At 41.1% G+C, this 19,553-nt stretch carries 16 protein-coding genes, 5 tRNA genes, 1 rRNA gene and 1 pseudogene; 20 read left to right on the plus strand and 3 right to left on the minus strand.

All coding sequences use genetic code 11. The annotated features are described in order from the left end of the window. The 12 genes from rrf to CLNEO_RS14905 all read left to right on the plus strand — a co-directional run. A 5S ribosomal RNA gene (gene rrf / locus CLNEO_RS14850) occupies positions 1-115 on the plus strand; the annotation flags it as partial. An 84-nt stretch (positions 116-199) separates the two neighbouring features. Continuing rightward, positions 200-271, plus strand: a tRNA-Asn gene (locus CLNEO_RS14855). 6 nt (positions 272-277) lie between these two features. Next, a tRNA-Glu gene (locus CLNEO_RS14860) sits at positions 278-349 on the plus strand. 5 nt (positions 350-354) lie between these two features. Then, positions 355-425, plus strand: a tRNA-Cys gene (locus tag CLNEO_RS14865). A 276-nt stretch (positions 426-701) separates the two neighbouring features. After that, a tRNA-Cys gene (locus CLNEO_RS14870) sits at positions 702-772 on the plus strand. 130 nt (positions 773-902) lie between these two features. Further along, a complete protein-coding gene (locus tag CLNEO_RS14875; RefSeq protein ID WP_066091037.1) occupies positions 903-1,487 on the plus strand; it encodes a helix-turn-helix domain-containing protein in 585 nt (194 codons plus the stop codon). Next, positions 1,484-2,155 (plus strand): CatA-like O-acetyltransferase, encoded by a 672-nt coding sequence (locus CLNEO_RS14880; protein WP_066090984.1) that lies wholly within the window; start codon positions 1,484-1,486, stop codon positions 2,153-2,155. The genes CLNEO_RS14875 and CLNEO_RS14880 overlap by 4 nt, the downstream gene beginning before the upstream one ends. A 183-nt stretch (positions 2,156-2,338) precedes the next feature. Beyond that, positions 2,339-2,614, plus strand: a complete 276-nt coding sequence (locus tag CLNEO_RS14885) for an autorepressor SdpR family transcription factor (RefSeq protein WP_066090987.1) — start codon at positions 2,339-2,341, stop codon at positions 2,612-2,614. Continuing rightward, the gene (locus CLNEO_RS14890; protein WP_066090991.1) at positions 2,607-3,257 is read left to right on the plus strand and encodes an SdpI family protein; all 651 of its coding nucleotides are present in this window, start codon (positions 2,607-2,609) and stop codon (positions 3,255-3,257) included. The genes CLNEO_RS14885 and CLNEO_RS14890 overlap by 8 nt, the downstream gene beginning before the upstream one ends. A 209-nt stretch (positions 3,258-3,466) precedes the next feature. Further along, positions 3,467-5,110, plus strand: a complete 1,644-nt coding sequence (locus CLNEO_RS14895; protein ID WP_066090994.1) for a putative manganese-dependent inorganic diphosphatase — start codon at positions 3,467-3,469, stop codon at positions 5,108-5,110. Continuing rightward, complete coding sequence (gene truA, locus CLNEO_RS14900) at positions 5,110-5,880, plus strand: tRNA pseudouridine(38-40) synthase TruA (RefSeq protein WP_083532067.1); 771 nt, start codon at positions 5,110-5,112, stop codon at positions 5,878-5,880. Before CLNEO_RS14895 ends, truA begins: the two co-directional genes overlap by 1 nt. After that, on the plus strand, positions 5,864-7,441 hold the full coding sequence (locus CLNEO_RS14905; RefSeq protein WP_066091000.1) for an NAD(P)/FAD-dependent oxidoreductase: 1,578 nt from the start codon (positions 5,864-5,866) through the stop codon (positions 7,439-7,441). The genes truA and CLNEO_RS14905 overlap by 17 nt, the downstream gene beginning before the upstream one ends. A 246-nt stretch (positions 7,442-7,687) precedes the next feature. Here CLNEO_RS14905 and CLNEO_RS14910 read toward each other — a convergent pair whose 3' ends face one another. Both CLNEO_RS14910 and CLNEO_RS14915 read right to left on the minus strand, forming a co-directional pair. Continuing rightward, positions 7,688-8,164, minus strand: a complete 477-nt coding sequence (locus CLNEO_RS14910; RefSeq protein WP_066091003.1) for a GNAT family N-acetyltransferase — start codon at positions 8,162-8,164, stop codon at positions 7,688-7,690. Between the two features lie 121 nt (positions 8,165-8,285). Further along, positions 8,286-9,137: a hypothetical protein gene (locus tag CLNEO_RS14915; RefSeq protein ID WP_066091006.1), complete on the minus strand. Its 852-nt coding sequence runs from the start codon at positions 9,135-9,137 to the stop codon at positions 8,286-8,288. A gap of 455 nt (positions 9,138-9,592) precedes the next feature. Between CLNEO_RS14915 and glmS the strand changes: the two genes are divergently transcribed. The 7 genes and pseudogenes from glmS to CLNEO_RS15535 all read left to right on the plus strand — a co-directional run bounded on the left by glmS (position 9,593) and on the right by CLNEO_RS15535 (position 17,650). After that, positions 9,593-11,416 carry a glutamine--fructose-6-phosphate transaminase (isomerizing) gene (gene glmS, locus CLNEO_RS14920; protein WP_066091010.1) on the plus strand — a complete coding sequence of 608 codons (1,824 nt, stop codon included), beginning with the start codon at positions 9,593-9,595 and terminating at the stop codon, positions 11,414-11,416. 181 nt (positions 11,417-11,597) lie between these two features. Continuing rightward, positions 11,598-11,984, plus strand: a complete 387-nt coding sequence (locus CLNEO_RS14925; RefSeq protein WP_066091013.1) for a GntR family transcriptional regulator — start codon at positions 11,598-11,600, stop codon at positions 11,982-11,984. Beyond that, positions 11,981-12,832, plus strand: coding sequence for a hypothetical protein (locus tag CLNEO_RS14930; protein ID WP_066091016.1), 852 nt, complete (start codon positions 11,981-11,983; stop codon positions 12,830-12,832). Before CLNEO_RS14925 ends, CLNEO_RS14930 begins: the two co-directional genes overlap by 4 nt. A gap of 15 nt (positions 12,833-12,847) precedes the next feature. Beyond that, positions 12,848-14,344 carry a hypothetical protein gene (locus tag CLNEO_RS14935; RefSeq protein WP_157723612.1) on the plus strand — a complete coding sequence of 499 codons (1,497 nt, stop codon included), beginning with the start codon at positions 12,848-12,850 and terminating at the stop codon, positions 14,342-14,344. Beyond that, the gene (locus CLNEO_RS14940; RefSeq protein WP_066091022.1) at positions 14,332-15,066 is read left to right on the plus strand and encodes an ATP-binding cassette domain-containing protein; all 735 of its coding nucleotides are present in this window, start codon (positions 14,332-14,334) and stop codon (positions 15,064-15,066) included. The genes CLNEO_RS14935 and CLNEO_RS14940 overlap by 13 nt, the downstream gene beginning before the upstream one ends. Positions 15,067-15,266: 200 nt before the next feature. Next, positions 15,267-17,503 (plus strand): annotated as a pseudogene (feoB, locus tag CLNEO_RS14950) (ferrous iron transport protein B). Between the two features lie 12 nt (positions 17,504-17,515). Further along, positions 17,516-17,650, plus strand: coding sequence for a FeoB-associated Cys-rich membrane protein (locus CLNEO_RS15535; RefSeq protein WP_083532066.1), 135 nt, complete (start codon positions 17,516-17,518; stop codon positions 17,648-17,650). 413 nt (positions 17,651-18,063) lie between these two features. Here CLNEO_RS15535 and CLNEO_RS14960 read toward each other — a convergent pair whose 3' ends face one another. Next, on the minus strand, positions 18,064-19,047 hold the full coding sequence (locus CLNEO_RS14960; RefSeq protein WP_066091035.1) for a CAP domain-containing protein: 984 nt from the start codon (positions 19,045-19,047) through the stop codon (positions 18,064-18,066). 219 nt (positions 19,048-19,266) lie between these two features. Here CLNEO_RS14960 and CLNEO_RS14965 point away from each other — a divergent pair. Further along, positions 19,267-19,338, plus strand: a tRNA-Gly gene (locus CLNEO_RS14965). Positions 19,339-19,553 lie beyond the last annotated feature (215 nt).

Raw genomic sequence — 19,553 nt, forward strand, 5'->3', positions numbered from 1 at the left:
GGTGACGATGCGCTTAGGGGACACACCCGTTCCCATTCCGAACACGTCGGTTAAGACCTAAGCGGTCGATGATACTTGGTGGGTAGCTGCCTGGGAAAGTAGATGGTTGCCAGAATTCAATTTTTTTTGCAACTTGATCAAACAAGGGATAGCATTCTTTTTCAAAGGATGCTTTTGTACCCTAGGTCTTTTGCAATAATCCTCGTTAGCTCAGCGGTAGAGCATCCGGCTGTTAACCGGAGGGTCGTTGGTTCGAATCCAACACGGGGAGTATTATGGTCCGTTGGTCAAGGGGTTAAGACACCGCCCTTTCACGGCGGTAACGCGGGTTCGAATCCCGCACGGATCATATATGGCGCCATAGCCAAGTGGTAAGGCAAAGGTCTGCAACACCTCTACCCCCGGTTCAAATCCGGGTGGCGCCTTGCAAAGGATACGTCTTGAATGAGCATTTGCTGATTTAGGGCGTTTTTTATTTTATAGGTATAATTTCTAAAATAAATAATAGAATTAGTATGAACAAAAAATTTAGGGAAAAATTATGCTTTTGGATGAATTATGTTTGTCAAAGAAACGCGGGAATGAACTTGAAATTTTTTTTTCTATGCAATTTAAAACAAAATAAAAACCTTGTCAAAAAAGGATGTTAAAAAGGGTATTGACGTTTAAAATTTAAAATACTATAATCTTATTATATATATGGCGCCATAGCCAAGTGGTAAGGCAAAGGTCTGCAACACCTCTACCCCCGGTTCAAATCCGGGTGGCGCCTTAAAATGCAATGACAAGCTTTCGGAGGAGGGCTTGTCGTTTTTTATGAAGAAAATTAATAAGAACTCTACGGAGCGTGGATTGGATTAGCAGGAGTATTCGCTTATAATAAGTGTATGGAGGTGACGGTGGTGGATTGCAATAAAGTAGGTAAATTAATTCTTGCCTTGCGCAAGGAAAAGGGAATGACCCAAAGACAGCTTGCGAAGTGCATGAATATAAGTGATAAAACCATTTCGAAGTGGGAGCGAGGCCTAGGTTGCCCAGATGTATCGTTACTGCACGAATTATCTGAAGCATTAAATGTGAATATTGAAAAGATATTGTTGGGAGATTTGGAACCGAACAATATGGATGGAGGAAATATGAAAAAGATTAAATTTTATATGTGTCCTAATTGCGGGAACGTAATTACGGCAACGAGTGAAGGGGAGGTTTCCTGCTGTGGACGTAAACTGTCGCCCTTGGTGCCTAAGCCTATGGATGATGAACACATATTAAATGTTGAATTTATTGAGAATGATTTTTATATCACTTTTTCCCATGAAATGAAGAAGGAGCATTATATTTCCTTCGTTGCTTATGTGACATATGATAAAGTTCTCTTTGTGAAGCTTTATCCTGAGCAGGGTGGTGAGGTGCGTATTCCAAGGCTTCGCGCCGGCAAGCTTTATTTTGGATGCAGTAAGCATGGATTGTGGGTGAATAAAATATGACAGAGGCTGAACTTTTTGTTCCGATTTCTATGGAAACGTGGCCTAGGGCACAAATTTTTTATTATTATACCCAGATGGCGCCTACCAGCTATACAGTTGATGTAAGACTGGATGTTACTGTTTTAAGAAAGGAATTAAAACGAAAGGATTTAAAGTTTTTTCCGGCATATTTATGGCTTGTAACAAGGGCGATTCAGGGAATTCAAGAGCTTCGCGTAGGGGTAAGGGATGGCATTTTGGGGCATTGGCAGCAATTAACGCCGGCTTATCCTCAATTTCATGAGAACGATAAAACAACCTCATTGCTGTGGACGGAATATCATGATAGGTTTCCTGTATTTTACGAAAATTACATGAAAGATACTAAGGAGTATGGAGATAGCCATGGGATTTTATCCGCCAAGGGAATGCCGTTGCCAAATTCATACGTTATTTCCTGTATTCCGTGGTTTACGTTTCAAAGCTTTTCTCTGCATAACCATGGGATGAAGGACTATTATTTCCCCAGCTTTGAAGCCGGAAAATTTGTTGAAGCAGAGGGGAAAATTCTTATGCCCCTATCTGTTACAGTGCATCATGCAACAACGGATGGTTATCACCTGAAGGAGCTTTTTGAGGAGCTGCAAGAGGGGATGAATCATCCGGAACAATGGATGAATGAAATTTAAAACTAAAAATCATTTATTACTGCCGCAGGAGCCTTAGCCTTGCGGTACTTTTTATGAAAAAGCGGCAAAATAAGGAATAAAAACCATAATAATATTTAGATGTTTATCTAAATGTTATTGACGAAGAATCTTAACTATGATATAATTCATTTAGATGAATATCTAAATAAAGTAGGTGATAAGTTGAGCATACAACAAACATTAAAAGCAATCAGTGACCCCTCTCGCCGAGAAATTCTTGATTTACTAAAATCCGGTGCGAAAACCGCAGGGGAGATTGGGCAGCACTTTGAGGCAACAGGTGCAACGATTTCTCATCATTTATCAGTATTAAAAAGTGCAGGGCTGATTATAGATGAGAAAAAGGGGAAGTTTATTTATTATGAGTTAAATATGACCGTATTTCAAGAAATTTTAAGCTGGATTACTGCTTTTACCGGAGGGGATCAGAATGAGTAAAAAGAAAATTGCAATTTATTTTTTTGCAGTATTACCTATCGTTATGGTAGCGTTGTTTTATCAAAAGCTGCCGGATTTGGTGCCAATGCAATGGGGATCGGAAGGGGTATCACGTTACGGCGGAAAATGGCAATTACTTTTTATTGCCGGTATAAACATACTCATAGGTATTTTTATGCCCATTATGGCAAAAATTGACCCAAGAAAAGACAACTATGCAAAGTTTTACTCTGTTTATGAAAATATTATTTTGTTGATAGAGGTTTTTTTGGCTGTAATCATGGCAATTACAATATCTGAGTGCCTTTATCCTGGGAAAATTTCTGTGGCCAGGGTTGTAAGTGGCGGCGTTGGGCTGCTGTTCGTTTTCCTTGGAAACATAATGCCAAAGATAAAATCTAATTTTTTTACGGGGATAAAAACGCCTTGGGCCTTAAGCAGTGAAGCCGTTTGGAATAAAACCCAGAGATTAGGGGGAAAGCTATTCTTTTTTGGTGGATTTTTCATGGTAGTGGGTGCAGTTTTTGCACCGATTGCAATGATGCCCTTTGTCGTAGGGATATTAGTTACTGCCATTGTAATATTGCCGATTATTATGTCCTACATTTGGTATCAGGAGGAAATCAGGTTGTTGAATAAATGAAATACTATTTATATGCTTTGATGAAATAGGGAGTATGCAAACAAAAAATGTTGACGGTAAAAAGATTTACGGCTATACTAAATTCATCCGTAGCCGAAAGGATTTTTACCGTCTTTTTTCGGATTTTTAGAAGATTCCGCCCTTTAAGGCGGAGAATGTGAAGATACATTTAGATAGAGAATTCATTTTTCCTTGGGAGGTTCAAATATATGCAAAAGGAAAAAACTATTTTTGTAATTGGGCATAAAAACCCTGATACCGATTCCATTTGTTCTGCCATAGCCTATGCGCAATTAAAGAACAAATTGAATGAAGGTAATTTTGCAGCAAAAAGAGCAGGAGAAATTAACAATGAAACAAAGTTTGTTTTAGAATATTTTGGTGTGAATATGCCCGAATTTATCGGGCATGTGGGCACGCAAGTAAGTGATGTTACGATAAAATCAACGCCGCCCATCAGCAGAGATTTTTCCTTGAAAAAGGCATGGAATACCATGCGTGATTTAGGGGATGCTACCATGCCTGTTGTGCAGGATGGAAAGCTTGAGGGGATTATTTCTGTTAAGGATATTGCTACGGCAAATATGGACGTATATGAAACCCATATTCTTGCCATGTCCCACACCAGCTACACAAACATTCTGGAAACCATCGATGGCAAAATGATTGTTGGGGATGAAAATGATATTGTAACAAAGGGAAAAATTTTAATCGGTGCGGCAAATCCAGATTTATTGGAATCCTATGTGGACGAAGGGGACATTGTAATTACGGGAAACCGCTTTGAAAGTCAGCTTTGCGGCATTGAAATGAATGCAGGGTGTATTGTGGTTTGTATGGGTGCGCCTGTTTCTAAAACCATTCAAAAGCTGGCAATGGAAAACAACTGCAAGATTATCAGCACCCCTCACGATACTTATATGACGGCAAGACTTATGAGCCAGAGCACGCCTGTGGGCTATTTTATGCGCAAGGAAGGGCTGGTTTCCTTCCAAAAGGATGATTTTGTATCCGACATAAAAGCCGTTTTATCCAAAATCAGACACAGAGATTTTCCCGTTTTGGATCACGACGGGAATTATCGGGGAATGCTTTCCAGGCGGTCTTTATTGGACATGGAAAAGAAAAAAATTATTTTGGTTGACCATAATGAAAAAGCCCAAGCGGTAGACGGCATTGATGAGGCGGAAATCATGGAAATTATTGACCATCATCGTCTAGGCAGCTTGGAAACAGCCATGCCTGTATATTTCCGCAATCAGCCTGTAGGCTGCACAGCTACCATTATTTACGGAATGTATCTGGAAAACGGCATTGAAATTACAAAGGAAATTGCAGGGTTATTGTGCTCCGCCATATTGTCGGATACGCTGGTGTTCCGTTCCCCCACCTGTACGCAAAAGGACAAGGTGGCGGCAGAAGCTACAGCAAGGCTTGCTGGAATTGAAATTCAGGAATATGCGGAAAAAATGTTTCGTGCTGGTAGCTCCTTGGGAGATAAGGTGCCGCAGGAAATTTTTTATCAAGACTTCAAAAAATTCAGCGGCAGTGGCTTAACCTTTGGCGTTGGACAGATTTCCTCTTTGGATCAAGAGGAGCTAACCCAGCTGCGCCCGAAAATAGCGGCTTATATGGAATCCATCAAGGGCAGTTGTGACATATTATTTTTCCTGTTGACGAATATTTTAACGGAGTCCTCAGAATTGGTTTTTGTGGGGGAAAAAGCAAAAGATGTAGTAGATGCAGCTTTTTGTGGCACAATAGAGGATAACTGGATCTTCCTTCCTGGCATGGTTTCCAGAAAGAAGCAATTTGTTCCAAAAATTTTGAATGGGATTCAACAAGTGCTATGATGAGAAATTATAAAATGCTTCTTGCCTATGATGGCGGCCGATATAACGGCTGGCAAAAACAAGGCAACACAGACAATACTATACAAGAAAAATTGGAGGGCATCGTTTCTGCTTTGGCAGGATGCCCTATTGAGGTTTACGGCTCGGGCCGAACAGATGCTGGAACCCATGCCTATGGGCAGGTTGCCAATTTCCATATGAACTGGGAGGGCACGGCAGAGAAGCTTATGGACTGTATCAACGAAAAACTACCTGAGGATATGGCAGTGCTTTCGTTAGAATCGGTTTCTCCAAGGTTTCACAGCAGATTAAGCGCAAAAGGAAAAATCTATGAGTATACCATTTGGAACAGCAAAAAGCCGCCGGTATTTGAAAGAAAGTATGTTTTTTGGTGCGAAAAACCTTTGCATTTGGAAAAAATGAAGGAGGCTTCCCAAGCCTTTCTTGGAGAGCATGATTTTAAAAGCTTTTGTGCTAATAAGCGCATGAAAAAATCCACTGTACGCAAAATTTATGAGATTCAATTTTTGTGTACGGAGGATAAGATAACAATTTCGTATCATGGAAACGGATTTTTGTATCAAATGGTAAGAATACTGACGGGAACGCTGATTGAAGTAGGCGAAGGGAAGCGTCAGCCAGAAGAAATCTCTGCTATTTTAGCGGCGTTGGATAGAGAAAAGGCAGGATTTACCGCCCCGGCAAAGGGCCTTGTATTACGAGAAGTTTTTTATGGAGAGGGGCGTGAGGAAAATGATTCGGATTACTGATTTAAAGATGCCTGTGCATGGAACGGAGGAACAGCTCAAAAAAAAGGCGGCAAAAGCCCTTGGAATTTACGTTGAGGAGATTCTTGAAATGCAGATTTTCCGCCGTTCCTTGGATGCCAGAAAAAAAGATCAAATCCTCAGCGTTTATGTTGTTGATGTAGAGGTTGGCAATGAAAAAAAGGTAATGGCAAAGGTAAAAGGAAACAATATTTCCATAACTCCTGATTTATCCTATGCTTTTCCCCAGGGAAGGGCGGAATGCAAAAAACGCCCTGTGGTGGTTGGCTTTGGCCCAGGCGGAATGTTTGCCGCCTTGCTTTTGGCTCAAATGGGGCTAAAACCCATTGTTTTAGAGCGTGGGGGAGATGTGGAAAGCCGCAAAAAAGCCGTTTCTCTTTTTTGGGAGGAAGGACGGCTGGATACGGAAAATAATGTGCAGTTTGGTGAGGGTGGCGCAGGCACCTTTTCTGATGGAAAGCTGACCACACGCATTAAAGACCCTCGCTGCCGCAAAGTTTTGGAGGAAATGGTGGAGGCAGGCGCACCGGAGGATATTTTATATGATGCTAAGCCCCATATTGGGACGGATTTATTGCAAGGTGTTGTACAAGGGATTCGGGAAAAGATTGGCTCCCTTGGGGGCGAAGTTCGTTTTTTTGCAAAGGTTACGGATATTTTGGTGAAAGATGGTGGAGTAGAAGGCGTTGTCCTTGCCGATGGAGAAAAAATACAGACCAATGACGTGGTTTTGGCAATTGGGCATAGTGCAAGGGATACCTTTGAAATGCTGTATCAAAAGGGTGTTTTACTGGAGCAAAAACCTTTTGCCATGGGAGTACGCATTGAGCATCCCCAGAAAATGATAGATATTGCCCAATATGGTGATGCAGCGGAAAAGCTTCCCCCTGGTGACTATCGCTTGACCTATACCACAAAAAAAGGAAGGGGTGTATATACATTTTGTATGTGCCCTGGGGGATATGTGGTGGCGGCGGCTTCCGAAGAAGGCCGCTTGGCAGTAAATGGAATGAGCGAGCGTGCTAGGGATGGGGAAAATGCCAATTCTGCCTTGCTAGTGCAGGTGTTTCCTATGGATTTTGGCTCAGACCATCCCCTGGCGGGAATGTATTTTCAACGGGATTTGGAGGAAAAAGCCTTTGCTTTGGGTGGCGGAAGCTATACTGCGCCCATACAAAGCGTGGGGGGGTTTTTGGGAATATCAAAGGAAAGCCCAAGGGTGTGCCCCACCTATCGACCAAGAACAAAAGAAGCCGATTTATCCAAAATTTTCCCTCCGTTTATGACAGAGGCCCTGGGGGAGGCAATCCCTGAAATGGGGAAGAAATTGAAGGGCTTTGACAGAGAAGATGCCGTTTTGACGGCAGTGGAAAGCAGAAGTTCCTCCCCTGTTCGTATTTTGCGTAACGACCATGGAGAAAGTCTGTGGGCAAAGGGGCTTTATCCCACAGGGGAAGGTGCCGGCTATGCAGGGGGCATTATTTCTGCCGCTGTGGACGGAATTTTAGCGGCGGAAAAAATATTTCAGAAAAACTTAAAATGAATTTTTTTTAGGCGTATGACAAGTAAGTCTCAAAAGGTTTGGTTTAAAAAAAGCGCAAAGGATAAGGGATTCTTATCTTTTGCGCTTTTTTGGTGATATGTGAATAAAAAATCTTTTTTCCAGTTGACAAAGGACAAAAAAATGAGTTCCTGTGACCAAGGGTCTTGAAACTTCCTATTTTCCTGGGATGAGAAAAGGGCATGCTGTAGACTTCATTTGAAAAAAGCATCGCTTCGCAAACTTTTCTTATTTTAAGGCTAGATTTTTCAGCGTTTCTCCTGTAAGGCGATAAACCGTCCAATCCTTCATGGGCTCTGCGCCTATGGATAAGTAAAAATCTATGCTGGGTTGATTCCAATCCAGACACCACCATTCTAAACGACCGCAGTTACGCTCCAAGGCGATGCTTGCCAATTCTTGTAAAATCCTTTTTCCAAAGCCTTGGCCTCTATATTCTTGCTTTACATATAAATCTTCAAGGTAAATTCCTGATTTTCCTAAAAAAGTTGAAAAATTATGAAAAAACAGAGCAAAACCGATCTCTTTGCCACCAACCATTGCAAAGAGAACCTCCGCCTTTTTTTGTTCAAAAATCCATTCTTCAAGAAGTTGTTTTGTTGCAACGACTTCTTCCAGCATTTTTTCATAGTCCGCCAATTCTCGAATAAAATGTAATATTAAAGAGGCATCGCCTCTGTTTGCATAACGAAAAGTTAAATCCATGGTGTTCTCCTTTCAAGCGTTTTATTTTTTTACTTTAGCATAGTTTGAAAAGTAGCGCAACAAAAGGAAAATTTTAGAAAAACACGAAAAAGGTATCCGTTGTAATGGATACCTTTTAAGGCTAGTTTATTTCAAGTATTGTGTTTGTGCCTGTACTATCGTTGCTGGTGTAGGAGAAGGAGAAGGCGCTTCCTTCGTTTAGGGTGTGAAGCTTTTTGGATACGGTTTCGTCGTAAAACTGGTAGGCTTGGATTGTACCGTCCTGGTGGGTTACTTCCACGGTATGATTATCGGCCAAACCGTTGAAAACGGCAGATGCATTTTGTGGTGGGGAGGGGAAACCGCTTACTGGGGTTATTTCTGCCACACTGTAAAAATATCTGGGGTCTTCAATGCCGTCTGCAAACACATTTTTTTGCAGAGTAATGGTGCATTCGCCCAAAAGTGCTTTGTTCTCCAAGGTGGAGATGAGCTTTGCTGTAATGGTATGGCTGTTTTCTTCTTCCTTATAATTGGATAAAACGGTTTCAGAAAGACTGCCCTCCCCAGGCGTTATCAAATAGGTTTCCAAATTTCCATCATAAGTGATAAAATTGGAGAGGGATTGGGGCAAAGGCAACAGGGCATCATAGTTTGCAAAGAGGGCAATGGCATACTCTTGGGCTACTTTTTTGGGAACCTTTATTTTTCCATCCTCCGTCGTTGTAACTAAAGGATTTTCCTCCCCATAACTTTCTAAGAAATAATATAGGGCTGTCCAGAAAAAATTTGGGTCGGTGGGGTCGTAGGGAATATTGTTTTCCAAAATACACCGCAGCAAAGAATCAATGGGCTCCTGCATGGAGGCGATATCCGCAAGACCTACCTGGGCAGCTTGGGCTTCTTGGGCGGCAGAGCTGACCGATTTCTTACTGCAAGCGGTTGTACCTAAAAGTAATAGTGTCGTAATAAAATATAGTATGTACTTTTTCATATACAATCCTCCTTAAAGGCTGGTGACATAATTATTATATAATAGTATATGCCTATTTTATAAACGAAAGATAACGAAAATCTTTCATAATTATAAATTTTTCAGCACTTTTTTCTAATATTCATACAAATGTAATAGGATAAAGAGAAACGCTTTACCCTTTTGAAAAAAAATGCTATACTGTTAAAACGATATTGTCAGGAGTGGTGGAAAGAAAAGGCCGTGACAAAATCGTGGCCGCCTATGGGTCAATACAGAGGAAAGGATGGTTTGAAAAATGAAGCGCCAGAACCGCAGATAGGGCGGTTGACGAGGTAGAAGTGATCGAATTTTTCGGCGGATGCTTCTCGCCCATTCGTTCAGGGACGCAGGTCTTTCTACAAATAGGAGAAGGTAATTCTTCTGACAAAGGGAAAGGCAACGGACGAATAAAAGAATAAAGGAGAAATTAAATTATGTGTGGAATTGTTGGATATATCGGTAACGAGGAGGCGGTACCCGTTTTAATGAACGGACTTGCCAAATTGGAGTACCGTGGCTATGATTCGGCCGGAATTTCTGTATACAACGATGGCATTTGTACAATCAAATCAAAAGGCAGGCTGTCTATGCTCTCTGATAAAATCCATGGAGAGGGTGTAGTATCCTCCCATATCGGCATTGGCCATACCAGATGGGCTACCCATGGTGCACCCAGTGATCGAAACAGCCATCCTCACAATAGCCAGAGTGGAAAAATTTCAGTGGTTCATAACGGGATTATTGAAAATTATATGGATCTGAAGGCTTTTTTAGAGGAAAAGGGCTACCGTTTTGCATCTGAAACGGATACCGAGGTGGTTGCGCAGCTGTTTGATTTTTATTATGACGGTGATGCCGTTGGTACGCTGCGACGGGTAATCGGTAAAATTCGTGGTGCCTATGCATTGGCAATCATGTGCAACGATCACCCGGATAGTTTGGTTGCTGTACGCAAGGATAGTCCACTTTTGGTGGGCTTAGGCCATGATGGCAATTATATTGCTTCGGATATTCCTGCATTGCTGGAGTATACAAGGGACTATTATTTATTGAATGAAAATGAGATTGTATTTTTGAAAAAAGAAGGGGTTACCCTTTATGATTTGGATGGAAATCAAATTCATAAGGATGTTTTCCATGTAACATGGGATATTGATGCGGCGGAAAAAGGCGGCTATGACTATTTCATGATGAAGGAAATTATGGAGCAGCCCCAGGCGTTGAAAAAAACCGTATTCCCCAGATTAACAGAAAGAGGAATTTCCTTGGAGGCGCTTTCCTTGACTGAGGAAGAAATTAAGAATTTTAACCGCATTCATATTGTTGCCTGCGGAAGTGCATGGCATGCAGGAATTGTGGGCAGATATGTTATGGAGGAGATAAACCGAATTCCCGTCGAGGTGGATATTGCTTCGGAATTCCGTTACAGAAACCCCATTTTGAGTAAAAATGATCTTTGCATTATCATCAGCCAGTCCGGAGAAACAGCGGATACTTTGGCGGCACTAAGAGAAGCCAAAAAACAGGGTGTGAAGGTACTTTCCATTGTCAATGTGGTGGGCAGTTCCATCGCAAGGGAGAGCGACGATGTGCTTTACACCTGGGCAGGTCCTGAAATTGCCGTTGCAACTACAAAGGGCTATACAACCCAGCTGTCTATGCTGTATTTGGTGGCGCTTTATTTTGCAAAGGTGCGTGGCAGCGTTGATGAGATGCGTTTTCAGGAATATTTGCGAGAGCTGCGCTTGCTTCCACAAAAGACAGAGGATATCTTAAAACTGGATGGAAAAATGGCGGAGCTTGCAAAAAGATATGCCCATTGCGAGGATGTATTTATTATTGGCCGTGGATTGGATTATGCCGCTGCCATGGAGGCTTCTTTAAAACTGAAGGAAATCTCCTATATTCATAGTGAAGCCTATGCAGCAGGAGAGTTAAAGCATGGTACCATTTCTCTGATTGAGGAGGGTACCTTGGTGATTGCTATTGCAACCCAGGAAAGATTGTTTGAAAAGCTGGTAAGCAATGTAAAGGAAGTAAAGGCAAGAGGTGCCAACGTAATCGCCATTACAACCAAGGGTGGTAAAGATATGGAAGCGGTGGCGGATGAAGTGATTTATTTGCCAAAGGTAGCGGATATTTTTACAAGCTCTTTTAATGTTTTACCCATGCAGCTTTTTGCATACTATACTGCTGTGGAACGTGGGTGTGATGTGGATAAGCCAAGAAATTTGGCAAAATCAGTTACGGTTGAATAGATTCTATACGTGTTAGAAAAAAATAAGCTTAGCACAAGAGCCCGTATTGCATTTTTTGCAATGCGGGTTTTTTTTGGAACTGAATTGGAAAATTTTGTTTTTTGTATTGACACGAGAGTGTATTATATATATAATACACTCTGAATGTACTGTTTGTGTAATACATTTAAGGAGGAGCAATATGTTGGATTTTTCAGAGCTGAGCTTAAATACATCAGAGCCTGTATATGCTCAAATAAATGAGTTTATAAAAAGACAAATCTTTCTAGGAAAGGTCAAAAAAGGAGAGCCCCTGCCATCAAGGCGGGAAATGGCAACACTGCTAAAGATAAACCCCAATACGGCACAAAGGGCGTTTCGTGCCTTAGAGGATGCGGGATTGGTTTTAACGCCGAAAAATACCGTAAGTATTTTATATTTTGATGAAGAGCTTTTGCTGGATATACAACGGGAAATGACGGCGGACATTGTTGCTGAGTTTGTAAAAAAATTGAAGGAAAATAAATTATCCCTAGATGAGGTAATGGGGCTGCTTCAGCAGGAATGGGAAAAGGGGGCGAAGGAATGAAAAATACGTTGAAGCTGAGCAATTATTTGTTTGAATGGTTTTTTCATAAGTATGAACGATATATAGTAGGAATTTCTTTAGCACTTGCCATGATCATGCTGTTGGTGGTCAACAGTCTAAACAACAGAGATATGTATAAGCATATTGCCATAGAATTTCGTACCTATGATTTGATTGTGGATTACAGTGGCATTGGAATTGTTTTTTTTCTTGGGTTGACTTCCTTATTTGTTGCAATCTTTATTCAGATAAATATGTTTTACACCAGTGGTAAAGGGATGTATTCTATTTTTACATTACCCATGAAAAGACAGGAAGTTTTTTTCGCCTTTTTTTTATCTGCCACGGCTGGCGTTTTGTTATATTTTGCAATTTGGTTGGCGGTTATGGTGATATTATATTTTCCGGCAACAGCCATGTACGAAAATGCGGCATCAAAGGCAATTTTATATATCTCAGAGGAAATAACCCTTAAGAATTTGGATGTATCCATTACCAATGGCTTATTTTTGGCATTTCACAGGAGTTTATTTTTATCGGCTTGTTTTCCCGTTTCCTGGATACAGGCGTTGGCATTAAGCGGAGGGATGTTTTTGTCCACTACAGCCATTGTTTTTGCAGGACTGTATAATGAATATGTTTTTGTTCGGGCAGGGCTTTTTATGGTGGTACTCGTCGGGTTTTTTGCAGCATTTTATCGTGTATGGGTTTTTATCCAAAATGAATTTTTCTATTCTATGGAATCGATCATGCCGGAAAGCTTGTATTTTTTTGCAATTGCAATACTCCTTGGGGTGGTATTATTTATTGTTGCACTTTATAAACTAAATCGGAGAAAAGATATATAAGGGGGGGGGATGGATATGAAAAACAAAGTAATTTGGGCAGTGGCCTTGTCCATCTTGATTTTTGTGGGCTTTATGGGCATGATGTGCCAATTAAAGGATAATGGAATTTTCTACATAAAGGATATAGAGGGGCAGAGGGACTATTTAAATCTTTTCCCTATAGAAGGCGTTACAGGAGATAGCACCCATGGGATGATTTTTCGTTTGGAGGAGGGTGAGCTTTCCACGAAGTTTTATTCCCTTGACTCACAGCAGATCAACAACCTTCTTCTTGCCGAAAGAGAAGGTGTAACGGGCATAGAAAAATACAGCTATGACTATTTTAATGAGAGATTTCGCAAAGAACCATTTGTTTCAACAGATTCGGCACCTTCCAAGGATGCAAAAATACAGCACAGGGAGGGCATCTATGAAGAAGCTTTAGAGGATATAGATTTACGCGGCAGTGAGTTTATGGGGGGCGAGACTGTTTTTGTAGACAAGGTGGATGTTTATTTGTATATAAGTAAAATGGATAATAAAGGTGACGCAAGGGTTCGTACGGGAATAACTTTGCAGAATCAAGAGGGATCGTATTTTTATACAAGGGGGGATTATAAAGACGGAACTACTGCTTTTCACCAATCTTTTTATGATATTGGCTGGCAAATAGAAGCAATAAGCATAAAAATGGGGGATTCCTATTATTGTATGGCAATTCCTAATCGGGAATGCAAAGGTGAGACATCCCTTTTTCGCATTAAGGAAGATGGGATGCGCATGAATGAGGAACCATATTATAATGCAAAGAGTCTATATGAGCAAGAGGAATACGGCAATGCAGAGGTTCTTTGTTCTTTTCCTGTGGACCAAGATAACCGCGTGCTGGAAATGTTTGCTGTTGGGGATCAGTCCATTGGGATTTTCAGAGCACAGGGGGAAAGCTTAATATTTGAAATATATGATACCCAAGGCAATATAATTGCCCAGGATTTTCTTACAGAAGAGATGGGCGGCAAGGTAGACGAAGTGGAAGTGGATGTCATTGCTTGGAATGAAAATGATGTATCTATTTATGTTAGAACGTATCAGGTGTTTAAGGAGAGTGAGAATGCTGAGCGCTGGGATGGTGTGGTATTCGGAATGTACCAGGTGGATGAAAAAGGTTTGAAAAGGTTACAGTGTTTGGACGGGCAAGGCGGAGAACTGTTAAAGGTATGCAGAAACAATTTGGTTTTGGATGTATTTATGGAAGATTATGATGGAATATGGCTGCCTTACCATTATAGGTATCAGGTTGGTGTTCGTGTGATGAATGGGGATACAGAAAAAATTTTGTATCAAGGAAGGTTTGAAACAGACTATAATGAGGATCAGTATAAGATTTTTACTACTTATAATATAGCCAAAAAAGCACCATATCTGGAAGAATCTATGAAAAACTATTTTGGTGGAATTATTTCCCAAAGGCAACGACAGATTATAAAAGTTTTGCCCATCGGCGGAAAGGTGGAAAGCATATGGTGGAGATAAAAGATTTATATTTTACCTATCCAAATTATCAAACAGTTTTGGAAAACATAACCTTTTCCGTTCCTACGGGGCAGATTGTGGCGGTTTTGGGGGCAAACGGTGCCGGAAAAACCACCCTTTTGAAGCTGATTGCTGGGTTATTGGTACCCGATGGGGATGTGAAAGTTAGAATTGACGGTAAAACACCCCAGAAAATTTCTGGGAAAATTGCTTTTATCAGTGAAGCGGGTACATACTTTAACGATTTAACGCCAAAGACTTATGGGGCGTTCTTACAAGATTTTTTCCCTACATTTGATAAGGCCTATTTTGACATGCTGCTGGACTTTTTTCAGCTGCAAGAACGGCCCATGAAAAAAATGTCAAAGGGACAAAAGGCAAAGGTGGAGATTGCCGCAGGGATGGCGAAGCGAACGCCGTATATCATTATGGATGAGCCCTTTGTGGGGAAGGATATGTTTACCCGTCAGGACTTCATGCAGGCTTTATCGGGAACGCTGACGGGAGAGGAAACGATTTTTATTACAACCCATGAAATTAGAGAGATTGAGAATTTTGTTGATCGCGTCATTATTTTAAAGGAAAATCATATTGCCATAGACATAACCTTGGATGTGCTTAGGCAGGAGGGTAAAACCATTCAAGAGCTGATGAAAGAGGTCATTGGCTATGAGGAGAACAGCTTTTATTCTCTTTTGGATAAAACTGAGGATTCAATTTAAATTACTTATAGGAAGGGCTGCAGGCAGCTCATCTGCTGAAACTTATTTTTCCAAAGGATGGGGGATTCTCAATCCTTACCAACTACCTTTTTGATAGCCTTAACTGCGCAATAAAATTGACACTGGGAAGGGCAATGTGCTATACTTTCACAAGAATTAAAAGTTAGCAATAATTAATTTATTAGGGTAGAGGGACGATTATGACGTTAGATGAATTACCTATTGGTAAAGAAGCAGTGATTACGCAGGTAGGCGGCGAGGGTGTTTTGCGCTGTCGGCTTTTAGATATGGGTTTGATTCCTAAAACAAAAATTATGGTAACGAAGGTTGCGCCCATGGGGGACCCCATAGAGTTGCGCTTAAGAGGCTACACTCTTACCATCCGCTTAGAGGATGCACGCAGCATTCAGGTGACTGAGGGGGCAAAAACATGATATTTGCTTTGGCTGGAAATCAAAATTGCGGAAAGACAACGCTGTTTAATCAGTTGACAGGCTCCAATCAGCATGTGGGGAATTTTCCCGGTGTAACAGTGGATCAAAAAGTTGGCGAAATTAGAGGCCATATGGATTGTAAGGTTGTGGACTTACCTGGGATTTATTCCATTCGCCCTTATACCAGCGAAGAAATTGTAACACGGGATTTTATTTTGAACGAAAAACCTGATGGAATTATAAACATTATTGATGCAACGAATATAGAACGAAATTTATATTTAACGCTGCAGCTACTGGAAATGCGGATTCCTATGGTCTTGGCTTTAAATATGATGGACGAGGTGCGCAATAATGGCGGAACCATAAATGTGGAAAAGATGTCCCAGGAATTAGGCATTCCTGTCATTCCCATCAGTGCGGTGAAAAATGAGGGAGTTGATGAGCTGCTGAATTGCGCTTTGCAAGAAACAAGGAAAAAAAGGCTGCCGGCAAGGGTGGATTTTTGCCCCCAGGGGCCAGTGCATCGCTGTATTCATTCCGTATGCCATCAGCTGGAGGATCATGCCATAAATGCCGGGCTTCCTTTGCGTTTTAGTGCAATGAAGGTCATTGAAAATGATGATGATATTATACATAGACTGAATTTAAGCCAAAATGAGCGGGAATTGATTGAGCACAGCATTATTGAAATGGAAACAGAGCTTTCTATGGATCGAAACGCAGCGTTGGCGGATATGCGTTATGCTTTTATTGAAAAGATTTGTGCCTTAACGGTAATTAAATGCCAGGAGAGCAAAGAGCATATTCGAAGCGTTCAAATAGATAATTATTTGACACATAAGCTTTTGGCCATTCCTATTTTTATAGGAATTATGTTTATGATATTTTTCCTTACATTTAATGTGTTTGGGGCAGTTTTGAGCGACTGGCTTACAGCTTTGATCGACTTAATTACGGGAGGGGTTGACCATTCTCTTACGGTTTATGGAATCAATCCTGTGGTACATAGCTTGGTAATTGATGGAATTTTTGCAGGAGTGGGTAGTGTTTTAAGCTTTTTGCCCATTATTGTCGTATTGTTTTTCTTTCTTTCTATTTTGGAGGATACAGGGTATATGGCGCGGGTTGCCTTTGTAATGGATAAGCTGCTTCGGAAAATCGGCCTTTCCGGACGGAGCATTGTGCCATTATTGATTGGCTTTGGCTGCACAGTACCCGCCGTTATGGCAACCAGAACCCTTTCTTCCAACCGTGATCGAACAATGACGATGATGCTGACACCGTTTATGAGCTGTTCCGCCAAAATACCTATTTATGCGGTTTTTGCTGCGGCTTTTTTTCAAAAGAAAGCAGCTTTTGTTATGATTGGATTGTATATAACGGGAATCATTATCGGGATTATTGTAGCGCTGATTTTTGGAAAAACGGTTTTTGAGGGAAAACCCATTCCTTTTGTAATGGAATTACCCAATTATCGCTTTCCCTCTTTAAAAAGCGTGCTATTATTGATGTGGGATAAAGCCAAGGATTTCTTGCAAAAAGCCTTTACGGTTATTTTTGTTGCGACGATTATAATTTGGTTTTTGCAAAGCTTTGATGGTCATTTTAACATTGTGGCAGACAGTGCGGACAGCCTGCTGGCCACCATTGGGCGGATATTGGCACCGCTGTTTGTGCCTTTAGGCTTTACGGATTGGAGAATTCCCACTGCCCTGATTACAGGGCTTACAGCAAAAGAAGCTGTTATCAGCACCATGAGCGTTTTGATGGGAACAACCGTGGCGGAGCTAAATGCTGCTTTGGCAACGATTTTTACCCCGATTTCAGCCATTAGCTTTCTGGTTTTCACATTATTATATACCCCTTGTGTGGCGGCAATTGCGGCAGTAAAGAGAGAGCTGAATTCAGGGCTTTTGGCCTTTGGCATTGTGGTATTGCAGTGTGGTGTTGCATGGATTGTTGCGTTTGGCGTATACCAAGTATTACGATTGTTTGCGTGAGGGGCTGAGGCTATGGATGCTTTGGATTATATTATTTTAGGGATTATTATAATTGGTGTGTTATGGGCGGTTCGTTCTATCATAAAAAAAGGCGGCTGCTGTGGGTGCTCCGGAAATTGTGAGAGCTGCAAAAAAGAAAAAAAATAAAAGGGTGTACTTGGGGTTGCCCAATAGAACAATTTTCGTTTCTGAAAATGGCATGATTTCGTTCATGCCATTTTTTACTTTTTATTACCATAGGGCAAGAAGCAGAAGCTTGTCACAAGAACATCGCAGCATGGCTATTGGCGTGGCAGATCCCTTTTCGTGGGTTTTAAAATTGACGATGCCAATTTCTTAAGAGTCAAATGCTTTTTTTCTCTGCTTAAAAGAGAAAACCCCTCACTGCCCAAGACAGGGCAGACGGCAAAGCCGGCTTTTGCAAAGCAAAAGTGATGACCCAAACGCTTGTAGGTGATTAGAGGCAACGTTCTCAAAAGTTTGACTTTTTCCTACGCTAAAACAGGAGATACCAAGAATTTATCTTGTTATCTCCTGCTAGGGGGTAATATAATTAAATTTTAGTAAGTAAACAACTGTGTCCAAGCACTACCGTCTATGCCAACACCAATATACTTAAAGTTGGGATTTAAAATATTTGCTTTATGTCCAGGGGAATTCATCCAATCATTCATAACCTGCTCGGGTGTTTTTTGTCCAATAGCAATATTTTCGCCGGCACCTCTATAAGCTGCACCTGCTTCATCAAGGGTGGTAAAGCAGCTTCTGCCGTCAGGTCTTGTATGTGAAAAACTGGTTTTAATTTCTTTTGCACGAACCTGTGCGGCTTGTGTAACTTTAAGATCAAGCTGTAATGGGCTTAAACCTGCTTTTGCTCTTTCGGCATTTACAAGATTAACTACTTGCTGTGCATAAGCGGAAACAGAGGAAGCTGCTTGTTCAGAGCCATTGCTGTTGGAGCTGTTGTTCGCAGGACTTTCAATTACAGGAGTACTAGTTACAGGAGTACTAGTACCAGGAGTGTTTGTAACAGGTTTGCTAGTAACAGGAGTGCTCGTTACGGGAGTGCTTGTAACAGGCTTGCTAGTAACAGGAGTGCTCGTTACGGGAGTGCTTGTTGCGGGAGTGCAATTGGTTGAATCTGTACAATCAGAGCCAGTACAATCAGAGCCAGTACAATCGGTGCCAGTACAATCGGTGCCAGTGCAATCGGTGCCAGTGCAGTCTGAGCCATTGCAGTTAGAACCTGCATTTTCTAAAATATTACCTAAATTGCAATTAAGGTTGGTAATAATAGTACCTGCATTTTTGTTAGTATAGTTTAGTTGGCTTAAAATAGACTCAATATCTATGGAATTCAAGCAATTCTGTCGTACACTTTGGATACTTGGGCTGCTGGTTATATTGCAATTTGTTAATGCTGTAATATTTTGGCAATTCAATTGAGCAGCAGTTGCGTTGGTAGTGAGTGGCGCAGCCATCGCTTGAGCAGACATGGTAAGAACTGCAGCGGAAACAGCCGCGACGAATCTGAATTTTTTCATTTTATTTCCTCCTTTGAGTATAAAGTCATACAATGTAAATATTTCCAAAATGTTATGTAAATGTTACAAAATTGTTACATGCATATAGTATCATATCGTTTTGCAGAAGGAAAGCGGAAATGTATGGTAATTTTGGGAGCGCAAATAAATGCTAAAAATAGCGAAGAAGGCTTGACAATATTTCTATAATAAGGTAAAATATTTACTACAATTGTGTATGCGCGAGTGGCTCAGTGGTAGAGCATCGCCTTGCCAAGGCGAGGGTCGCGAGTTCGAATCTCGTCTCGCGCTGTACAAATCGGTTTTGAGAATTCAAGACCGATTTTTTTATTGTTCGCTTTAGCTTGACAAAACCACCGGCTATGCCGGTGGTAGGAAGGGTTTGTTCTTTAGATGTAAGCACGAATCCTCCTTTGGTAGAATAAATGTAGGTTTGCCAACCACATCAAAGACCAAAAGGAGGATTCAAAATGACTAATAATAGTTTAGCACATACAACATGGGAA

This window comes from Anaerotignum neopropionicum (assembly GCF_001571775.1).
In the GTDB taxonomy this organism is placed as follows: Bacteria; Bacillota; Clostridia; order Lachnospirales; family Anaerotignaceae; genus Chakrabartyella; species Chakrabartyella neopropionicum.

Bases quoted from the DNA above. Each gene is read 5' to 3' on its own strand.
- CLNEO_RS14880 (WP_066090984.1), top strand. From the start codon at position 1,484: ATGACAGAGGCTGAACTTTTTGTTCCGATTTCTATGGAAACGTGGCCT.
- CLNEO_RS14890 (WP_066090991.1), top strand. From the start codon at position 2,607: ATGAGTAAAAAGAAAATTGCAATTTATTTTTTTGCAGTATTACCTATC.
- CLNEO_RS14895 (WP_066090994.1), top strand. From the start codon at position 3,467: ATGCAAAAGGAAAAAACTATTTTTGTAATTGGGCATAAAAACCCTGAT.
- truA (WP_083532067.1), top strand. From the start codon at position 5,110: ATGAGAAATTATAAAATGCTTCTTGCCTATGATGGCGGCCGATATAAC.
- CLNEO_RS14905 (WP_066091000.1), top strand. From the start codon at position 5,864: ATGATTCGGATTACTGATTTAAAGATGCCTGTGCATGGAACGGAGGAA.
- CLNEO_RS14910 (WP_066091003.1), bottom strand. From the start codon at position 8,164: ATGGATTTAACTTTTCGTTATGCAAACAGAGGCGATGCCTCTTTAATA.
- CLNEO_RS14915 (WP_066091006.1), bottom strand. From the start codon at position 9,137: ATGAAAAAGTACATACTATATTTTATTACGACACTATTACTTTTAGGT.
- glmS (WP_066091010.1), top strand. From the start codon at position 9,593: ATGTGTGGAATTGTTGGATATATCGGTAACGAGGAGGCGGTACCCGTT.
- CLNEO_RS14925 (WP_066091013.1), top strand. From the start codon at position 11,598: ATGTTGGATTTTTCAGAGCTGAGCTTAAATACATCAGAGCCTGTATAT.
- CLNEO_RS14930 (WP_066091016.1), top strand. From the start codon at position 11,981: ATGAAAAATACGTTGAAGCTGAGCAATTATTTGTTTGAATGGTTTTTT.
- CLNEO_RS14935 (WP_157723612.1), top strand. From the start codon at position 12,848: ATGAAAAACAAAGTAATTTGGGCAGTGGCCTTGTCCATCTTGATTTTT.
- CLNEO_RS14940 (WP_066091022.1), top strand. From the start codon at position 14,332: ATGGTGGAGATAAAAGATTTATATTTTACCTATCCAAATTATCAAACA.
- CLNEO_RS15535 (WP_083532066.1), top strand. From the start codon at position 17,516: ATGGATGCTTTGGATTATATTATTTTAGGGATTATTATAATTGGTGTG.
- CLNEO_RS14960 (WP_066091035.1), bottom strand. From the start codon at position 19,047: ATGAAAAAATTCAGATTCGTCGCGGCTGTTTCCGCTGCAGTTCTTACC.